Genomic DNA, 15,830 nt, shown 5'->3' on the forward strand with positions numbered 1-15,830 from the left:
GAACCACCTTGCCGGCCCTCCGGGCGAACAGCGGAACCACACGAAGAGCCCGGCATCCGGCCACGAAGCCCACCGAGACCCGCCACCGATCACCATGCCATCCGGGGTCGAAGCGTCACGCGGTTCCACGCCCCCCGCGCGAGCGAGACGGAACCACACCCGCGCCGACATCAGCAGCGGACGCACCCGGGCGAGCAGGTCTGCCGGAACGCGTCCGCGCGGCTCGCGTCACTGCGCCCGCCGCCCGCGCGAACGAGACGGAACCACACCGGGAATTCGGCACCCAGCCCGATGCCGTCCGAAAGCGGCCGCCACCTCGCCGATCACTGTCGGCGGAGCGTCACGCGACTCGACGCGGGGGCCACGCAGACCACGCCCGCGCCGGCGTCAGCAGCGGACGGACCCGGGTGAGGAGGTCTGCCGGGAACGCGTCCGCGCGGCTCGAGCCACCGCGCCACCCGTCCGGGCGAACAAGACGGAACCACACCGGGAGCTCGGCATCCGGCGCGTACGCCTCCGAGAAGCCGCCGCTGACCACCGCACCCACCGCACGCTCCAGTTCGGTCGCGGTGCTGTCCCATTCCTCGTCGCACGCATCGCAGCCGCACGACGGGTAGCGGTCCTCGAAGAGGAAGCCGGCGTGCACGAGGATGCCGGGGAACGACGCGAAGACGAACGTCAGCGGTGCGGCGGCCTCGGCCGACGGAGTCACGCGGACAGCGCGGACGACATCCGTCGGCGGGTGCAGGAAGTCGGCCGCGACCTCCGCAGACTCCTCCGCGACCGCGTCGAACTCGTGGACCAACCACGCGACGAGAGCGTCGCCGACCGCGTGCAGAGGCCCGAACCGCTCGGGATGACTCACGACGGAATACGAGTCCTCCGGAGGGGAGCCACTGCCCCAGCGGCCACCATACGGCCGCCCCTCGTCGTCGAGGAAGGGAGGCACCGCGATCGCAGGCCGCACGTACGCGGGCATCCAGCAACCGTAGCGCGGCCACTATCCGCGACCGACGTGCCGGAAGACCCCGCGGGTCAGCGCGTCGCGGCCGCCCGCTCCTTCAGCACCGCGGCGAGTCGCTCGAGCTGCGACGGGTCCTCGAGCGCGGAACCGACCGCAGCGACGCGCACGCCGGCATCCAGGAACTCCTCGACGTTCGACGCGTCGAGCCCGCCGGTCGCCACGAACTTCACGTGCGGGAAGGGTCCGCGGATGTGCTTGAACCATCCGCTGCCGAGCCACGTCGCGGGGAAGGCCTTGAGCCACGACAGCCCCAGCGAGACCGCGAGCTGAACCTCACTGGGCGTCGCGACGCCGGGAAGGATGGGGATGCCGGCATCCTGCGCCGCGCGCACGACCGCCGCGGCGATGCCCGGCGACACCAGGTAGGCGGCTCCGGCATCCCGGGCGACCGCGACCTGCTCCGGCGTGATGATGGTGCCGGCCCCGACGCTCTTGCCACGCGACGCCCCTCGCGCGACCAGCTCGCGCAGGGCCCGCTCGTCCTCTGGGGTCTGCAGCGGCACCTCGACCGAGTCGATGCCCAGATCCCACGCGGTCTCGGCCAGGGCGAGGGTCCGCTCGACCCCCATCCCCCGCAGGATCGCCATGAGCGGCGCCCCCGCGAACGCGGTCTCGAACCAGTCGCTGTCGCCGGTCGTCGTCATCAGTCGTCTCCTTCGTCCACGGAATCCTTGGTGGTCCGCAGCGTGCGGGCCGCACGTGCGTGGCCGGCACGCAGCCGCTCGGCGACCGCGTCGCCCGACAGTCGCCCCGCGAGGTACCCGCCGGCGAACGCGTCTCCGGCGCCGACCGCTTCTACGACCTCGACGACGAGAGCGGGCTCGAACACCTCGTCCGTGCCGACGAACGCTGTCGCGCCGACGTCGCCGTCCTTCACCACGAGCTCGCCGACGTCGGGCAGCAACGCGCGCACGTCGGCGGCAGCATCCGTCCCCCACAGGTTCTGCGCCTCGTCGCGGCCGACGAGCACGATGTCGGCCTGCCGCGCCAGATCGAGGAGCGCGGGCGCCGCCGCCGAGGCGTCCCACAGCGGCGCGCGATGGTTCACGTCGAACGACACCGGCACCCCGTGGTCGCGCGCCCGCGCGATCACTCGCGACAGGAACGCCGCCGCCGACTCCGAGATCGCAGCCGTGATGCCCGATACGTGCAGCAGATCCACACCGTCGAACGACACCGTCTCGGCGTCGGTCTCGGAGAAGTGCGAGGCGGCCGAGTCACGCCGGTAGTAGAGAACTCCGCGCCCCGGGTCCTTCACATAGAGGCCTGTGGGATGCGCCTCGTCGAGCACGACTCGAGAGACATCGACGCCCCGCTCGGACAGCTGCCGCATGATCCTGCGGCCGAGCGCGTCCGCGCCGAGGCGGCTGAACCACACGGCGTGGTGGCCGAGGGCGGCCACGTGCGCCGCCACGTTCGACTCCGCGCCGCCGGCGTCCAGCAGGAACGTGTCGGCGTCGGTGGCGGAGACGGCGACAGCCGGCGTGACCATCGCCATCGTCTCGCCGATGGCGAGGAGGGTCGGGGGCATTCCTCCAGCGTAGTCAGGCCGCGGCATCCGTCAGCGGAGGTCGGTGACGGGCGCGGCATCCATGTCGTCGAACGCCTGGTTCTCGCCGGCCATCGCCCATACGAACGAGTACGCAGCGGTGCCCACGCCGGAGTGCAGCGACCACGACGGCGAGATGACCGCCTGCCGGTCGGCGACGAGCAGGTGGCGGGTCTCTTCGCGCTCGCCCATGAGGTGCACCACGCGGGCGTCCTCGGGCAGGTCGAAGTACAGGTAGCACTCGGTGCGTCGGTCGTGGGTGTGGGCGGGCATGGTGTTCCACATCGACCCCTCGTGCAGCTGGGTCACACCCATCACGATCTGGCAGCTCTTCACGCCGTTCTCGTGGATGTACTGGTTCAGCGTGCGACGGTTCGAGGTGCTCTGGTCGCCGAGCTCTCGCACGGTCCCCTCTCCGGGTGACACCAGCGCGGCGGGGTAGGCGGTGTGCGCCGGAGCCGAGAAGAGGTAGAACTGCGCGCCGGTTTCGCCGTCAGCATCCGCGAATGACACCGAACGGATGCCGCGGCCGAGGTACAGGCACGCTCCGGTGACGAGGGTGTAGACCTCGCCGTCGGCGGTCACGGTGCCGGTGCCGCCGACGTTGATGATGCCCACTTCGCGGTGCTCGAGGAAGTAGTCGCTGCGGATCTCGGGGTAGCCGCCGAGTGACAGGTCCGATCCGGCAGGCACGGCGCCGCCGAGGACGATGCGGTCGTGGTGGGTGTACGTGAGCCGGATCTCGCCGGGCACGAACACGTCGGGGATGAGGTAGGTCGCCCGCAGTTCCTCGGTCTTCATGCCGGGGATCTGCGCCGGGTTGGTGGCATAGCGCTGGGGGATGTGCGTGTCGGTCACGGTATGTCTCCTGTGGATTGTTCGGGTCAGCGGACGAGCCAGCCGCCGTCGACGGGGATGATCGCGCCGGTGACGTAGGCGGCGGCGTCCGAGGCGAGGAACACGAAGGCGCCCTGCAGATCGGAGGCCTCGCCCCAGCGGCCCGCGGGGATCCGGCTGAGGATCGAGGCGGCCCGGTCCTCGTCGGCGCGCAGCGGCGCGGTGTTGTCGGTGGCCATGTAGCCCGGCGCGATGGCGTTGACGGTGACCCCGCGCGCCGCCCACTCGTTCGCCAGCGCCTTCGTCAGGCCCGCGACGGCGTGCTTGGACGCGGTGTATGCCGGAACCAGAATGCCGCCTTGGAACGACAGCATCGAAGCGACGTTGATGATGCGGCCGCTCCCCTGTGCGAGCATGTGGCGCCCCGCCGCCTGCGACAGGTGGAATACGGCGTCGAGGTTCACCGCGAGCACGTCGTCCCAGTCCTCGAGGGGGAACTCGGCCGCCGGCGCCCGGCGGATCGTGCCGGCGTTGTTGACGAGGATGTCGAGCCCGCCGAGTTCGGCGATGACCTCGTCGACGGCCGAGCCGAGTTCTTCGGGAGTGGCGCTCACGAGATCCCGCTGCAGGCGGAGGACGCGCCGGCCGGTCGCCACGACGAGGTCGGCGGTCGCGGACGCGTCGCCGCGGTCGAGCAGCGCGATGTCGGCGCCCGCCTCGGCGAGCGCGAGCGCGGCACCCTGGCCGAGTCCGCGACTGGTGCCGGTGACGAGCGCGACCTTGCCGTCGAGCCGGAAGGAATCGAGGATCATGCCGTGGCCTCCTGGTCGGGTGCGGCGGTGGTGAGACCGCTGGTGAGAGGGCTCGTGAATCGGGTGGTGAGCTCGCCGATGCCGGAGATGCGCACCATGACGGCGTCGCCGGCGGCGAGCGGCCGATGCGCCTGCTGCGCGGCGGGAAGCTTCTGCGGTGTGCCGGTCGACACGATGTCGCCCGGCTCGAGGGTGAGCACCTGGCTCAGATGGTGGATGACGAACGCGACGCTGAAGATGGTCGTCGACGTCGACTGCGAGACGGTCACCTCCCCGTCGCGCACGACCTCGACCAGCAGATCCTGCGGGTCGGGGATCTCGTCAGCCGTGACGATCCACGGCCCGATCGGCGCGAAGCCGTCGGAGCACTTGCCCAGCGCCCACTGGCTCTGGCGGCGCTGCCACGCCCGGTCCGACACGTCGTTGAGGATCGTGTACCCGGCGACGTGATCCAAGGCGTCCTCGATCGAGACGCGCTGCGCCCGGCGGCCGATCACGACCGCCACCTCGCCCTCGTAGTCCACGTCGGTGGCGCCCGGCGGGATCGCGACGAGATCGTTGGGGCCGCCGAACGTGTTCGGCGTCTTCACGAAGACATCCGGATACTCCGGCTCCGCCTCGGGCTCGGCACCGTCCGGCACGTGCCCGCGGTAGTTGTAGCCGAGGCACAGCATCTTGCCCGGCACCACCGGAGCGAGGAGCGCCGCCGGATCGAGTGCCGGCAGGGAGGACGGATCGGTCCCCACGCCCACTCCAGGCGCCGCTGGCGCGTCGCCCGGAGCCTCCGGGCGCGTGGGCCCAGCCGCCACCGCCGCGCGCGCAGACGCCATCGCCACGTCATCCGACAGCAGCGCGGTCACCGACCCGCCCACGTGGCCGAGATCGAGCAGCCGGTCGCCGTCCGCCGCCGCGACGACGGCCCCGGGCCGCGGGCCGTCGGGCGTCGCGTACGTGACGAGCCTCACCAGTACTTCCTCCACTCGGGCCGCGCGACCCGCATGAGCGCCTCGAGATAGAAGTAGTCGCCCCACAGCGTGCCCTCGTCCACGCCGTTGCCCTTCGGCAGGTCGTAGACGCTGTGCAGCAGCAGGGCGTCGGCCTCCTCGGGCGCCGCGGGCGTGTAGTTCGCGATGAGCGACGCCAGGATCGCGTGCGCCCGGGACGTCCATTCGGCGGCACGCGCAGCATCCGTCTCCACCGTCGCCAGCTCCAGCAGCCCGCACACCGCGATCGCCGCGGCGGAGCTGTCGCGCGGGGCGTCGCTGCCGTCGGTGTAGACGAGGTCCCAGAACGGCACGTCGTCAGCCGGCAGGTGCCGCAGGAAGTACTCGGCACAGCGACGGGATGCCTCGAGCAGCTGCTCGTCGCCGACCACCGCGTAGTTCATGGCGAACCCGTAGATGCCCCACGCCTGGCCGCGGGCCCAGCAGGACTCGTCGAAGGCGCCCTGCTCGGTCGCACCGCGCAGGGGCTCGCCGGTCTCGGCGTTCCAGTAGAAGGTGTGGAACGTCGAGTCGTCCTCGCGCATGATGTGCTCGCGCAGCTGCGCGGTGTGCCGGCGCACGGCGTCGGCGAAGCGCTCCTGACCGGTCTGCTCCCCAGCCCACGTGAGCAACGGCATGTTCATGAGGCTGTCGATGATGGTGCGGCCGCGCTGCGCCGGGTCGGACAGGTCACCCCATGCCTGGATGATGCCGGCCGGCTCGAGGAAGCGGCGCATCAGGTGGTCGGCGGCCAGCAGCGACGCCGAGCGGGCCGACTCGTCGCCGAGCAGGCGCCAGGCGGCCACCGTCGAGAGCGTGTACAGGAAGCCGAGGTCGTGGGTGTCCAGGTCCTCGCCGTCGCGCACGCGACGCTCGAAGTCCTCGGTGTCCACGAGAGCGGCATCGCGGAACGCGGCGTCCCCGGTCAGCTCCCACGCGAGCCACAGCATGCCGGTGCGGAAGCTCGTGGTCCACCCGCGGTTGCCGCCTTCGCCGATCGCGCCTTCCGCGGGGCGCAGCTCGTACCGGTCGCCGACGGTCGTGTCGCCCGGAAAGCTGCCCCCGAAGGTGGCGATGTTGCGGCGGACCGTCGCGAGCGCCGCCGCGATCGCGGCGTCGGTCTCGCGGGGGGATGCTGCCGCGCTGGTGCCCTGCACGGGCGAGGTGGACGTCATGGAGAGGGATCCTTCGTTGGGGAGCAGACGGGACGCGCGCCGTTCAGGCGCGGGCGGTCTCGTCGAGATCGAGGTCGAGGACCGGACGCAGCGTGTACCGCGAGTTGGTCCAGGCGAGATAGAGGGCTGCGGATGCTGTGAGCCCGAGTCCGATCGCGGGTGCCGCCGCGAACACCGCGGCCTGCACCACGAGCACCGCCAGCGAGACCGCGGTGAGGTACCAGCGGCGCAGGCCGAGGTATCCGCTCGCCCGCAGCACATCGCGAAGGGGCGCCGTCGGCGCCTCGGCGATCGCGACCAGCGCGATGAGGCCCACCGCGACCGCCAGGACGGCCAGCACCGCGAGGAGCGGCACGGTGAAGACGGCGGCCGGCGTGGCCGACAGCATCCGGACGTCCACGAGCAGGACCACGACGAACGCCGTGACACCCGCACCGATCAGGAGCGCACGGCGCCAGGTGTCGCGAAGGCCCGCACCGAAGGCGCGGATCGGGCTGCGCCCGCCCTCGCCATGCTCACGGAAGGCGCGGAAGGCGGCGGCGAGGCCCGGCGCCGCGAGCGGCGCGGCCACCGCGAGAAGCGGCCATGACCGCGCCGGATCGGTCGTCGCCAGCAGCACCACGAGCGGGAGCGACGCGAGCAGGAGGAGGAGGTTCGTGATCAGCCCGAGGTACAGCATCCCGATGAGGGATGCCCACATCTCGTGCGAGACCAGACCGTTGAGTCTCTGGAGGGCACCGGTTCGCTTCATGGCTCAGCCCTTCAGTCCGCTGGTCGCGATGCCTTCGACGAAGTACTTCTGGCCGAGCAGGAAGATGATCGCGATGGGGATGACCGAGATCGTCAGGCCCGCGAACAGCAGCGCGTAGTTGGTGTCGAAGAGGTTGGACACGAAGCTCTTCAGGCCGAGCTGAATGGTCCACAGGTCGGGGTTGCGCAGGTAGATGAGCGGCCCGAGATAGTCGTTCCACGTCGTAACGAACGTCAGCAGCGTGAGGCTGGCGAGTGCCGGGATCGACAGCGGCAGCATGATGCGGCGCCAGATCCCGTACTCGCTGAGTCCGTCCAGGCGGGCCGCCTCGGACAGCTCCTCGGGGATCGTCTCGTAGAACTGCTTCATCAGGAACACGCCGAACGCGCCGAACGCCTGCAGCAGGATGATGGCCCACAGCGTGTTCGAGACCTTGAAGTTCGACAGCAGGATGAACTGCGGGATCATGTATGACTGCCACGGCACGGCGATCGTTCCGACGTACAGCAGGAACAGGACGTCGCGTCCGCGGAAGCGCATCTTCGCGAAGCCATAGGCGGCGAACGAGCCGGTGAGCACCTGGAGGAAGGTCACGACGACGGCCAGGAACAGCGTGTTGCGGATCCACGTCAGCATGTCGGACTGGGTCCAGATGTCGATGTAGTTCTGCCACACGATGGTCTCGGGGAACCACTGCACCGGCACCGAGAACACCTCGTTGGCCGTCTTGAGCGAGCTCATGACCATCCAGGCGAACGGCGTGAGCAGGCCGATCGCGAAGACGACGAGCGCGAGGTACATCGCGATCCGCGCGACGCGGCGCCCGGGGGTCATCTTCTCGGTGTCGGTCGGGCGGGGGGCGTCGCCGGTGAGCTTGCGCAGGCCGCGGCGAGGCGCCGGGGGCGCGACGATCGCGACGGTCCGCATGTCTGTCTGGGTCTGGCCGGCCATCAGATGCTCCGCTTCTTGTTCCACAGGAACTGGAGGATCGTCACGATGATGCACATGAAGAACAGCGCGACGGCCGCCGCGGAGGCGTAGCCGAACTGGCTCTCTTCGAAGCCCTTGCGGTAGATGAACTGCGACAGCACGAGCGTGGACTGTCCGGGCCCGCCATCGGTCATGACGAGGATCAGGTCGAAGATCTTGAACGAGTTGATCGTCAGCATCACGGTGACGAAGAACATCGTGGGCCGCAGGCACGGCAGCGTCACGTTGACGAATCGCTGCCAGACACCGGCACCGTCGACGCGGGCGGCCTCGTGCAGCTCACGCGGCACGGTCTGCAGGCCGGCGAGGAAGAGGATCATGTAGTAGCCCATGTCGCGCCACGTGCCGACGATGACGACGGCGGGCATCGCCCACTCGGGCGACGTGAGCCAGCCGGGCGGGTTCTGGATGCCGATGAACCGGAGGAACTCGTTGATCGGGCCGAACTCGGGGCTGAAGAGCAGGTTCCACACCACCGCGATCGCGACGATCGAGGTGATGTAGGGGAAGAACGCCGCCGTGCGGAAGAAGGCGACGCCGCGCAGCTTGTTGTTCAGGAGCAGCGCGAGACCCAGCGAGACGACGATGGTCAGCGGGATGTGCAGCACCGAGTAGTAGAGCGTGTTGACGACCGAGATGCGGAAGCTGCCGTCGCCGATGAGCCGCTCGAAGTTGGCCAGGCCGATCCAGTCGGCCTTGCCGAAGACGTTCCAGTTGGTGAAAGCCATGTAGAACAGCACGACGATCGGCACGAGGGTCAGCACGCCGAAGCCGATGAAGTTCGGGAGGATGAAGCTCCAGCCGATCAGGGTGTTGCGCAGGCGCAGCTTCGAGCGCCGGCGGCGCGGCGGCACCGACGGCGGTGCGGCGTCCGTCTCGGTCGCGGTGATGGTCGCCATGGCGGACCTCCGGTGGGGTGAAGAAGACGTGGGGGGTGCCCGGCGGCGGGCTCAGGTTCGGGTCCTGAGCCCGCCGCGGGACGGCGGCCGGCGAGTCGCCGACCGGTCGTCAAGCGCGGGAGTCGTCTAGACGATCGCGTCGCTCAGACGATCGGGATCAGTCCAGGCCGACCTCGTTGGCGACGCGCTCCTGCGCCTCGGTGATCGCGTCGGCGACCGGCATCGAACCGGACATGATCGCGGTGTGCATGTCGTTCAGGATGCCCTGGATCGCCGCGGTCTTGTTCGACGTCGGGTTCTCGGGGAACACCTCGTGCGTCGAGTAGGCGAACTTCGACAGGTCGTCGGCGGGTGCGCCGTCGACGGCGAAGTACGTCTCGACGACCGAGTCGCTCAGCAGCGCCGGCGTGATGCCGATGCCGGCGAGGATCTGCGCGCCCTCTTCGCCCGCCGCGAAGGCGAGGAAGTCCTTGGCCGCCTGCACCTTGGAGTCGTCGATCGCGGCGTTGATGCCGAAGCCGGTCGGGTCGCCGAAGGTCACCGGGGTGTTGTCCAGGCCTGCGGTCGAGTCATCGACCTGCGGGATCGGCGCGATGCCCCACTCGAAGTCGTCCGCATCGCCCGACGCCTGCTGTGCGATGAGCGTCGCGACGAACCAGGTGCCCATCGGCAGCATCGCGGCGTTCTGCTTGCCGAACTCGCCCTGGTAGGTGAGCTGGTTCGCCTTGGCGGTGTTGAAGTCGACCTGGTAGCCGTCGCCCTGGAGCGCGAGCACGTTCTCGTAGAACGGCTCCATGTACTCGTAGTCGCCGGTCAGGACGTCGGTGTCGGACTGCGCGCTGGCGAAGCCCTGCACGGTCGACTGCCAGTTGTGGAGGTAGGCGCCCTTGGCCGTGCCGCCGGCGGCGGCGATGCCCTCGGTCAGCGCCGCAGCGGCCTCGCTGTAGTCGTCCCACGTCCACGAGCCGTCGGGGTGCTCGACGCCCGCCTGATCGAAGAGCGCCTTGTTGTAGAACAGCACCCACGAGTCGTTGCGGTAGGGAACCGCGTAGGCGGTGCCGTCGACCTCGTACGAGGCGGCGCCGCTGATCCCGTCGGGCAGCTCGACGTCCGACACGTCGAGGAGCTGGCCGCCCTCGACGAACGTCGGGACGAACTTGACCTCCTTCTGCGTGATGATGTCGGGGCCGGAGCCGGCCGCGAGGTCGGCGGTGAGCAGCGTGTTGTACTCGGCCGGGTCGTAGCCCTTGAGCTCGATCGTGACGTCGGGGTTCTCTTCCTGGAACGCGTCGGCCAGCGCCTGGAACTCGGGCGTGGTGTCGAGGCTCCAGCCCGACAGGGTGAGCGTGACCGGACCCGACTCCTCTGCCGGGGTCTCGGAGCTGCCGCTGCAGGCGGCGAGCGAGAGCGTCGCCACGACGGCGACGCCGGCCGCGGCTGCGAACTTGCGCTTCATGGGGGGTACTCCTTTGTGATTGCCGGACCCGTCATCGGGCCCTTCGGGGTTACCGGATCGCGCCGGGCGCTTCGCCGGGGTGTGCGAGGCGACTCGTGGTCGCCGTCCCGTCCGGCCAGGTGACCGAGACGGTGGTCTGGGATGCGTCGCCGCTCAGGGCGACCGAGGTTTCGGTGGCAGCCGCGGACGGGGCGCCGGTGAGTTCGATGAGGGTCGCGATCCACTCGCCGACGGCGACCGGATACTCGACGACGGGCACGGCCGCCTCGGCGCCGAGCGGGCTGGCGTCGCGGCGCACCTCGATGCGGGGCTCACCCTGTCCGAGAAGGGGACGGATGCTGCTCCGCAGGCCGTTCGCGACGGCCACAGGCGAGGCATCCGATGTCGACTTCTCGACGGTGCCTCCTGCCGCAGTGTCTCCTGCCGCAGTGTCTCCTGCCGCGGTGTCTCCGGCCAGCGCCCAGCCGCCCACGCGCAGGCGCAGCGACGCGGGGTCCGCACCGGGCTCGAGCGACTCGACGCGCGCCAGCCGCACCTCCCACGGCCCGCGGACGAGCGAGTGCACGGTGACGACGCCGGCGAGTTCGACGTCGCCCGCCAGGCCCGACCCGTGGCGGTGCGGCGAGGGCCGCGGCGTGAGCCAATGCGCGTGAGAACGGGACGCAGCGATGCCGAGCCGGCCGTGCTCGTCGTCCTGCACGCGCACGTCGACGAGCTCCATCGCGGCGCGATGGGTCGCCCGGCCGGTCGCGTCGACGAGCGCGACGGACTGCTCGAGCGGCTGCTCCCATGCTCGCTCGTCGGCGAGAGGAGCGGTGGCGGTGGAGTACCCGATGCGCGCGTACAGCGGCGAGTCGCCGACGAGGCTGCCGGCGGCCGCCTTGTCGGTGCCGTGGTTGACCACGCGCACGATGCCGTCCGCCTGCGTACCCGAGACCACCCAGCCGGCCGAGCGGACGACGCGCAGCTGGTCGGCCGCATCGACCGGCAGCGGCACCGCCGGCGCTGCCCACACCGGGTGATCGGCGGGCAGTGCGACGCCGAGCAGCCCCTTGACGGCCCAGTAGGGCGATCCCGGACCGGAGTAGGACTGCGCCAGCTCGCGCCACTCGTGGTGCCAGCCGATCGTGAGCACACCGTCGTCACCGGGCACGTCGTGCTCGTCGAAGTGGGCGACGACGGCGTTCGCGGCGCGGCGCAACTGGCCGAGCGGTACCGAGGGCACCTCGGCGAACGCGCCGACCCAGAACGGCGCCGCGGCGGCGAAGCGGTAGATGAGGCTGCGGCCTTGGATGAGCGGCGAGCCGTCAGCGCCCACGAGGGCAACGGCATCCTGCAGGAACCGGTCCAGGCCCGCGACGTCGGCGGCCGTGCGGCCGGCGGCGAGCTCTTCGGCGCCCTGCATGCGCGACCACAGCACCGGGTACACGTGCAGCGCCCAGCCGACGTAGTGGTCGTAGGCGCGTTCGGGACCGTCCGAGATCCAGCCGTCCTCACGCACCAGCGAGTCGTGCAGTGCGAGATCGTCGGCGAGGTCTGCCGCCGACCAGGGTCCGCCGACCGAGCGCAGGAACGTCTGCACGACGACGCGGAACCACAGCCAGTTCGTCTTCGGGTAGGTCGAATCCCCCACGACGGGCGCGAGGTAGTCGATCACGCGCTGCTGCGTGAGCGCGTCGAGTCGGTCCCAGATCCACGGGCGGGTCATGTCGAGCACGAGCGCGAGCGAGGCCGCCTCGACCTTGGCCTGAGCGTGCTCGTCCAGGCGGACCCAGCGGTCCGCGGCATCCGGATCCACTCCCGTGACCACACCGCGACGGTAGAAGTCGGCCAGCTCGTCGAGGCCCTCGCCCCGAGCGCCGACCAGGCGGAACCCGGCGAGCAGGAACGTGCGGGCGAAACCCTCGAGTCCGTCGACGGCGCGGCCGTACCCACCCTCTTCGCCGGGGAACGTGATGCGGGCATTGCCGGGCGACGCGTAGGATCGCGCGGAGTCGAGCAGTCGGTCGGCGTAGGCGAGCCACTGCTCACGCGACCAGTCGGCGCTCACGGCGGAACGCCGCGATGTTGCTGCCGGCTGCTCGATCGTCACGGGATCTCCTTCGATTCGTCACCGCCCGATGCCTGAGCGGGAGGGCGACCGTTTGGGAGCGTAGCAATCCGTTTCGGTCATTGCAAGGCTGATTCAGATTCGTTATGATCGTTTCTGATCGCTTTACCGAGCGACTCGACGCTCGCCGAATCGATGAGGAGACGCTGTGACGACGACGGTCCCGACGCCCGCTCCCGTCTTCGAGGGCGTGCTGGCGGCGCGGTACCGTGCGCAGACCGGCGTCGGCGCCGGCGGATTCGAGTCGGCGCTCCCGGCGCTCCTCGCCGCACCCGACCAGGCGCTCCCCGTCCCGCCGGCCGACGTCCGTACGGTGTGGGGTCAGGGCGGCAGCGCCGATCCGGTCGCCGTGGCCGAGATCCTCCACCGCGCCCGAGCCGACAGCGCCCAGCCGTGGCCTGTCCCCCTCGCAACCGCCGCCGCGCGCCTGCACGACGACGGCGATCGCGAGGGCTGGGAGTCGGTCGCGTTCGAACGCCAGCGGCGCCTCTCGCGCGCCGCCCTCGCCGCCACGCACACTCTCTCTGCCACGGCGCTCGGCGAGGTGCTCGACGGCGTGTGGCTGCTGTGCGAGCAGAGCTCGTGGTGCTGGCCCGCGCACGACGACGCGCTGCGCGCGCACGGCTCGGTGCTACCGGTCGTCACCGATCCGTACCTCGACCTCGGCGCGGGCGAGGCCGTCGGCCAGCTCGCCTGGATCGACCACGTGCTGGGTGCGCGGCTCGAGGCCCGGTATCCCGGCATCCGTTCCCGCATCCGGCACGAGGCGCGTGTTCGCGTGTTCGACCCGTTCACACGGCGCCGCGACTGGCACTGGCTCGGTCTCGACGGCGACGTGCACAACTGGAACCCGTGGATCCACGGCAACGTGCTGGTCGCCGCGCTGCGTCTGCTCGACGCGCCGGGCGACGCCGCCGAGCGGGCTCGTGTCGTGGCGCTGGCGATCGAGGGCATCGACCGGTATGTCACGGCCCTGCCGCCCGACGGCGCGATCGACGAGGGGTACGCGTACTGGTGGAACGGCGCGTGCCGGGCGCTCGAGGCCCTCGACATCCTGCGCCACGCGACCGGCGGCGCGCTCGACGCCGCAGACATCCCCGCGCTGCGCGAGACGGTGGCGTTCCCCCACCGCATGCACCTCTCGGGCGGCTGGTACCTCAACCTCGCCGACGGCCAGGCCCGCCCGCTCGCCGCGCAGCCGTGGCACGCGCTGCATCGAGCGGCGCGTGCCGTCGGAGATCCGGATGCCGCGGCCCACGCCGCCGCGCATCGAGTCGCCGGTGCACCCGCCGCCAGTGAGCACGAGGGTCTCGGACGCCTGCTGCGGGCCATCACCGACACGGAGTGGGTCGGTGCGGTCGAGGACGCGGCGCCGCTCCCCCGGGACGTGTGGCTGCCGTCGACCGAGGTGCTGCTGGCGCGCCCCCGCGGCGGATCGGCCGCGGGTCTGACGCTCGCCGCGAAGGGCGGCCACAACGACGAGCACCACAACCACAACGACGTCGGCTCGTTCGTCGTCGCCTCCGACGGGGTGCCCGTCATCGTCGACGCAGGCCGGCCGACGTACACCCTGCAGACGTTCGGCCCGGATCGCTACGACATCTGGACGATGCAGAGCGGATGGCACAACGTGCCGGTCATCGGCGGCGCCGAGCAGGGCGCGGGCGCCGGGTTCGCGGCATCCGGCGTCGAAGCGCTCATCACGGATGCCTCGGCCTCGCTGTCGATGGACCTCTCGGGCGCCTACCCCGGCGTCACCACGCCGTGGCGGCGCACCGTGCGCCTCGACCGCGAAGCCGGCCGCGTGACCGTCGAGGACTCGTGGCCCTCAGCCGGCTCGGCCGAAGGCTCGCCGACGTCGATCCGGATGCTGCTCGCCGGCGACGTGCGCCTCGGGGATGCCGAGACGCTCATCGTGACGCCCCTGGACGGCGCGTCGCCGGTGCGGATCTCGTGGCCCGCCGGCGTGCCCGCGGCCCTCGTGGTGCGCGAACTGGACGACCCGATGCTCTCGGAGGTGTGGGGGCAGAGCCTGACACGCCTCGACCTCGACGTGACGACGCGCGACCACGTCGTGGTCACGGTAGAACTGGACCAGACGAACGCGGAGGACGCACGATGACCGACCAGAACCCGGCGCTGCTCGCCGCGGAGCGGCGTGCCTTCGTCCTCGCCGCCCTCGAACGCGACGGCGCGGTGCGGGTCGCGCAGCTGATGGACGAGCTCGGGGTCGCCCCGGTCACGCTGCGGCGCGATCTCGCGCAGATGGAGCGCGAGGGTCTGCTGGTGAGGGTGCACGGCGGGGCGGTGCCCTCCGCCGACGGCCCGGCGCATGCCGGCGACGGCGGCTCGCCGCATCCGGTGCTCGCCACCCGCACCGGCTCCATCGCGCTGCTCGTGCCGTCGCTCAACTACTACTGGCCGGGAGTCGTCCGCGGCGCCGAGGCCGAGGCGAAGCGCATCGGCATGGACGTCGTGCTGCGCGGCGCGTCGTACGAGCTGCAGGACGAGCGGCCCGTGCTCGACCGGCTCGTGCACAGCGACAACGTGCGGGGCCTCGTGGTCGCGCCCAACACCGACACTCCGCACGCGCAGGACGTCGTGCAGTGGATGGCCGAGTCGGGATTGCCCAGCGTGCTCGTCGAGCGCGATGCCGTGCTGCTGCCCGACGGCGCGCCCGTCGAGTCCGTCACGACCGACCACGCCCTGGGGGCGGTGCTGGCTGCCCGGCACCTCGCGGCGCTCGGCCATCGCCGCGTGGCGCTCATCATCTCGCGCAACTCCCCCACGTCGCGCAAGATCACGGCGGGCTGGGAGGCGGCCTGCGCCGAGCTCGGCCTCACGCCCAGCGATCACTTCGAGTCCGTGCTTCCGCCGCGGACCAGCCCTGACTTCTCGTCCGTCGTCGACGCGACGCTGGATTCGGCGCTCGCCAACTCGGTCACCGCGATCGTCGTGCACTCCGACCCCGAAGCCATGGCCTTCGTCGATCTGGCGCTCAACCGGGGCATCTCGGTGCCGGGCGACCTGTCGGTCATCGCCTACGACGACGAGGTCGCCGAGCTGTTCACCCCGGCCCTCACCGCCGTCAGCCCGCCTCGGGCGAGCGTCGGCCAGGCCGCCGTGGATCTCATCGCGCGGCGCCTGGACGACCCTGGCCGGCCGGTGCACCGCGTCGTGCTGAACCCCCGCCTGAACGTGCGCGGTTCGACCGCTCCCCCGCGCGGCGCCTGAGCTGCGCGGC

Annotated in this window: 14 protein-coding genes; 2 read left to right on the plus strand and 12 right to left on the minus strand. The window is 71.1% G+C overall.

Annotation, left to right across the window (positions count from 1 at the left end):
- Positions 1 to 340: 340 nt before the first annotated feature.
- From HF576_RS12815 to HF576_RS12870, 12 genes are all read right to left on the minus strand, one after another.
- Entirely contained in the window at positions 341 to 979 is a 639-nt protein-coding gene (locus HF576_RS12815; RefSeq protein ID WP_168913214.1) for a DUF6226 family protein, read from the minus strand.
- Positions 980 to 1,035: 56 nt separating this feature from the next.
- Complete coding sequence (locus HF576_RS12820; RefSeq protein ID WP_168913215.1) at positions 1,036 to 1,668, minus strand: bifunctional 4-hydroxy-2-oxoglutarate aldolase/2-dehydro-3-deoxy-phosphogluconate aldolase; 633 nt, start codon at positions 1,666 to 1,668, stop codon at positions 1,036 to 1,038.
- The gene (locus HF576_RS12825) at positions 1,668 to 2,555 is read right to left on the minus strand and encodes a sugar kinase (protein WP_168913216.1); all 888 of its coding nucleotides are present in this window, start codon (positions 2,553 to 2,555) and stop codon (positions 1,668 to 1,670) included. Before HF576_RS12825 ends, HF576_RS12820 begins: the two co-directional genes overlap by 1 nt.
- A 30-nt stretch (positions 2,556 to 2,585) precedes the next feature.
- On the minus strand, positions 2,586 to 3,431 hold the full coding sequence (gene kduI, locus HF576_RS12830) for a 5-dehydro-4-deoxy-D-glucuronate isomerase (protein ID WP_343234270.1): 846 nt from the start codon (positions 3,429 to 3,431) through the stop codon (positions 2,586 to 2,588).
- A 26-nt stretch (positions 3,432 to 3,457) separates the two neighbouring features.
- Positions 3,458 to 4,222 (minus strand): 2-dehydro-3-deoxy-D-gluconate 5-dehydrogenase KduD, encoded by a 765-nt coding sequence (kduD, locus tag HF576_RS12835; RefSeq protein WP_205835233.1) that lies wholly within the window; start codon positions 4,220 to 4,222, stop codon positions 3,458 to 3,460.
- The gene (locus HF576_RS12840) at positions 4,219 to 5,187 is read right to left on the minus strand and encodes a fumarylacetoacetate hydrolase family protein (protein ID WP_168913217.1); all 969 of its coding nucleotides are present in this window, start codon (positions 5,185 to 5,187) and stop codon (positions 4,219 to 4,221) included. Before HF576_RS12840 ends, kduD begins: the two co-directional genes overlap by 4 nt.
- A complete protein-coding gene (locus HF576_RS12845; protein ID WP_168913218.1) occupies positions 5,184 to 6,380 on the minus strand; it encodes a glycoside hydrolase family 88 protein in 1,197 nt (398 codons plus the stop codon). The genes HF576_RS12840 and HF576_RS12845 overlap by 4 nt, the downstream gene beginning before the upstream one ends.
- A gap of 43 nt (positions 6,381 to 6,423) precedes the next feature.
- Positions 6,424 to 7,131: a ferredoxin-NADPH reductase gene (locus HF576_RS12850; RefSeq protein WP_168913219.1), complete on the minus strand. Its 708-nt coding sequence runs from the start codon at positions 7,129 to 7,131 to the stop codon at positions 6,424 to 6,426.
- A gap of 3 nt (positions 7,132 to 7,134) precedes the next feature.
- Entirely contained in the window at positions 7,135 to 8,082 is a 948-nt protein-coding gene (locus HF576_RS12855; RefSeq protein WP_343234271.1) for a carbohydrate ABC transporter permease, read from the minus strand.
- Entirely contained in the window at positions 8,082 to 9,020 is a 939-nt protein-coding gene (locus tag HF576_RS12860; protein ID WP_168913220.1) for a carbohydrate ABC transporter permease, read from the minus strand. The genes HF576_RS12855 and HF576_RS12860 overlap by 1 nt, the downstream gene beginning before the upstream one ends.
- A 157-nt stretch (positions 9,021 to 9,177) precedes the next feature.
- Positions 9,178 to 10,476 (minus strand): ABC transporter substrate-binding protein, encoded by a 1,299-nt coding sequence (locus HF576_RS12865; protein ID WP_168913221.1) that lies wholly within the window; start codon positions 10,474 to 10,476, stop codon positions 9,178 to 9,180.
- A 49-nt stretch (positions 10,477 to 10,525) separates the two neighbouring features.
- Positions 10,526 to 12,568 (minus strand): DUF2264 domain-containing protein, encoded by a 2,043-nt coding sequence (locus HF576_RS12870; protein WP_168913222.1) that lies wholly within the window; start codon positions 12,566 to 12,568, stop codon positions 10,526 to 10,528.
- 166 nt (positions 12,569 to 12,734) lie between these two features.
- Here HF576_RS12870 and HF576_RS12875 point away from each other — a divergent pair, with 166 nt between their 5' ends.
- Both HF576_RS12875 and HF576_RS12880 read left to right on the plus strand, forming a co-directional pair.
- Positions 12,735 to 14,708, plus strand: coding sequence for a heparinase II/III domain-containing protein (locus tag HF576_RS12875; RefSeq protein ID WP_343234272.1), 1,974 nt, complete (start codon positions 12,735 to 12,737; stop codon positions 14,706 to 14,708).
- Entirely contained in the window at positions 14,705 to 15,820 is a 1,116-nt protein-coding gene (locus HF576_RS12880; protein WP_168913223.1) for a substrate-binding domain-containing protein, read from the plus strand. The genes HF576_RS12875 and HF576_RS12880 overlap by 4 nt, the downstream gene beginning before the upstream one ends.
- Positions 15,821 to 15,830: the final 10 nt, after the last annotated feature.

Origin of the sequence: Microbacterium salsuginis (genome assembly GCF_012524205.1) — a bacterium.
GTDB lineage: Bacteria > Actinomycetota > Actinomycetes > Actinomycetales > Microbacteriaceae > Microbacterium > Microbacterium salsuginis.

Coding starts and splice junctions, on each gene's coding strand:
- HF576_RS12815 (WP_168913214.1), bottom strand. CDS start 979: ATGCCCGCGTACGTGCGGCCTGCGATCGCGGTGCCTCCCTTCCTCGAC.
- HF576_RS12820 (WP_168913215.1), bottom strand. CDS start 1,668: ATGACGACGACCGGCGACAGCGACTGGTTCGAGACCGCGTTCGCGGGG.
- HF576_RS12825 (WP_168913216.1), bottom strand. CDS start 2,555: ATGCCCCCGACCCTCCTCGCCATCGGCGAGACGATGGCGATGGTCACG.
- kduD (WP_205835233.1), bottom strand. CDS start 4,222: ATGATCCTCGATTCCTTCCGGCTCGACGGCAAGGTCGCGCTCGTCACC.
- HF576_RS12845 (WP_168913218.1), bottom strand. CDS start 6,380: ATGACGTCCACCTCGCCCGTGCAGGGCACCAGCGCGGCAGCATCCCCC.
- HF576_RS12850 (WP_168913219.1), bottom strand. CDS start 7,131: ATGAAGCGAACCGGTGCCCTCCAGAGACTCAACGGTCTGGTCTCGCAC.
- HF576_RS12855 (WP_343234271.1), bottom strand. CDS start 8,082: ATGGCCGGCCAGACCCAGACAGACATGCGGACCGTCGCGATCGTCGCG.
- HF576_RS12860 (WP_168913220.1), bottom strand. CDS start 9,020: ATGGCGACCATCACCGCGACCGAGACGGACGCCGCACCGCCGTCGGTG.
- HF576_RS12865 (WP_168913221.1), bottom strand. CDS start 10,476: ATGAAGCGCAAGTTCGCAGCCGCGGCCGGCGTCGCCGTCGTGGCGACG.
- HF576_RS12880 (WP_168913223.1), top strand. CDS start 14,705: ATGACCGACCAGAACCCGGCGCTGCTCGCCGCGGAGCGGCGTGCCTTC.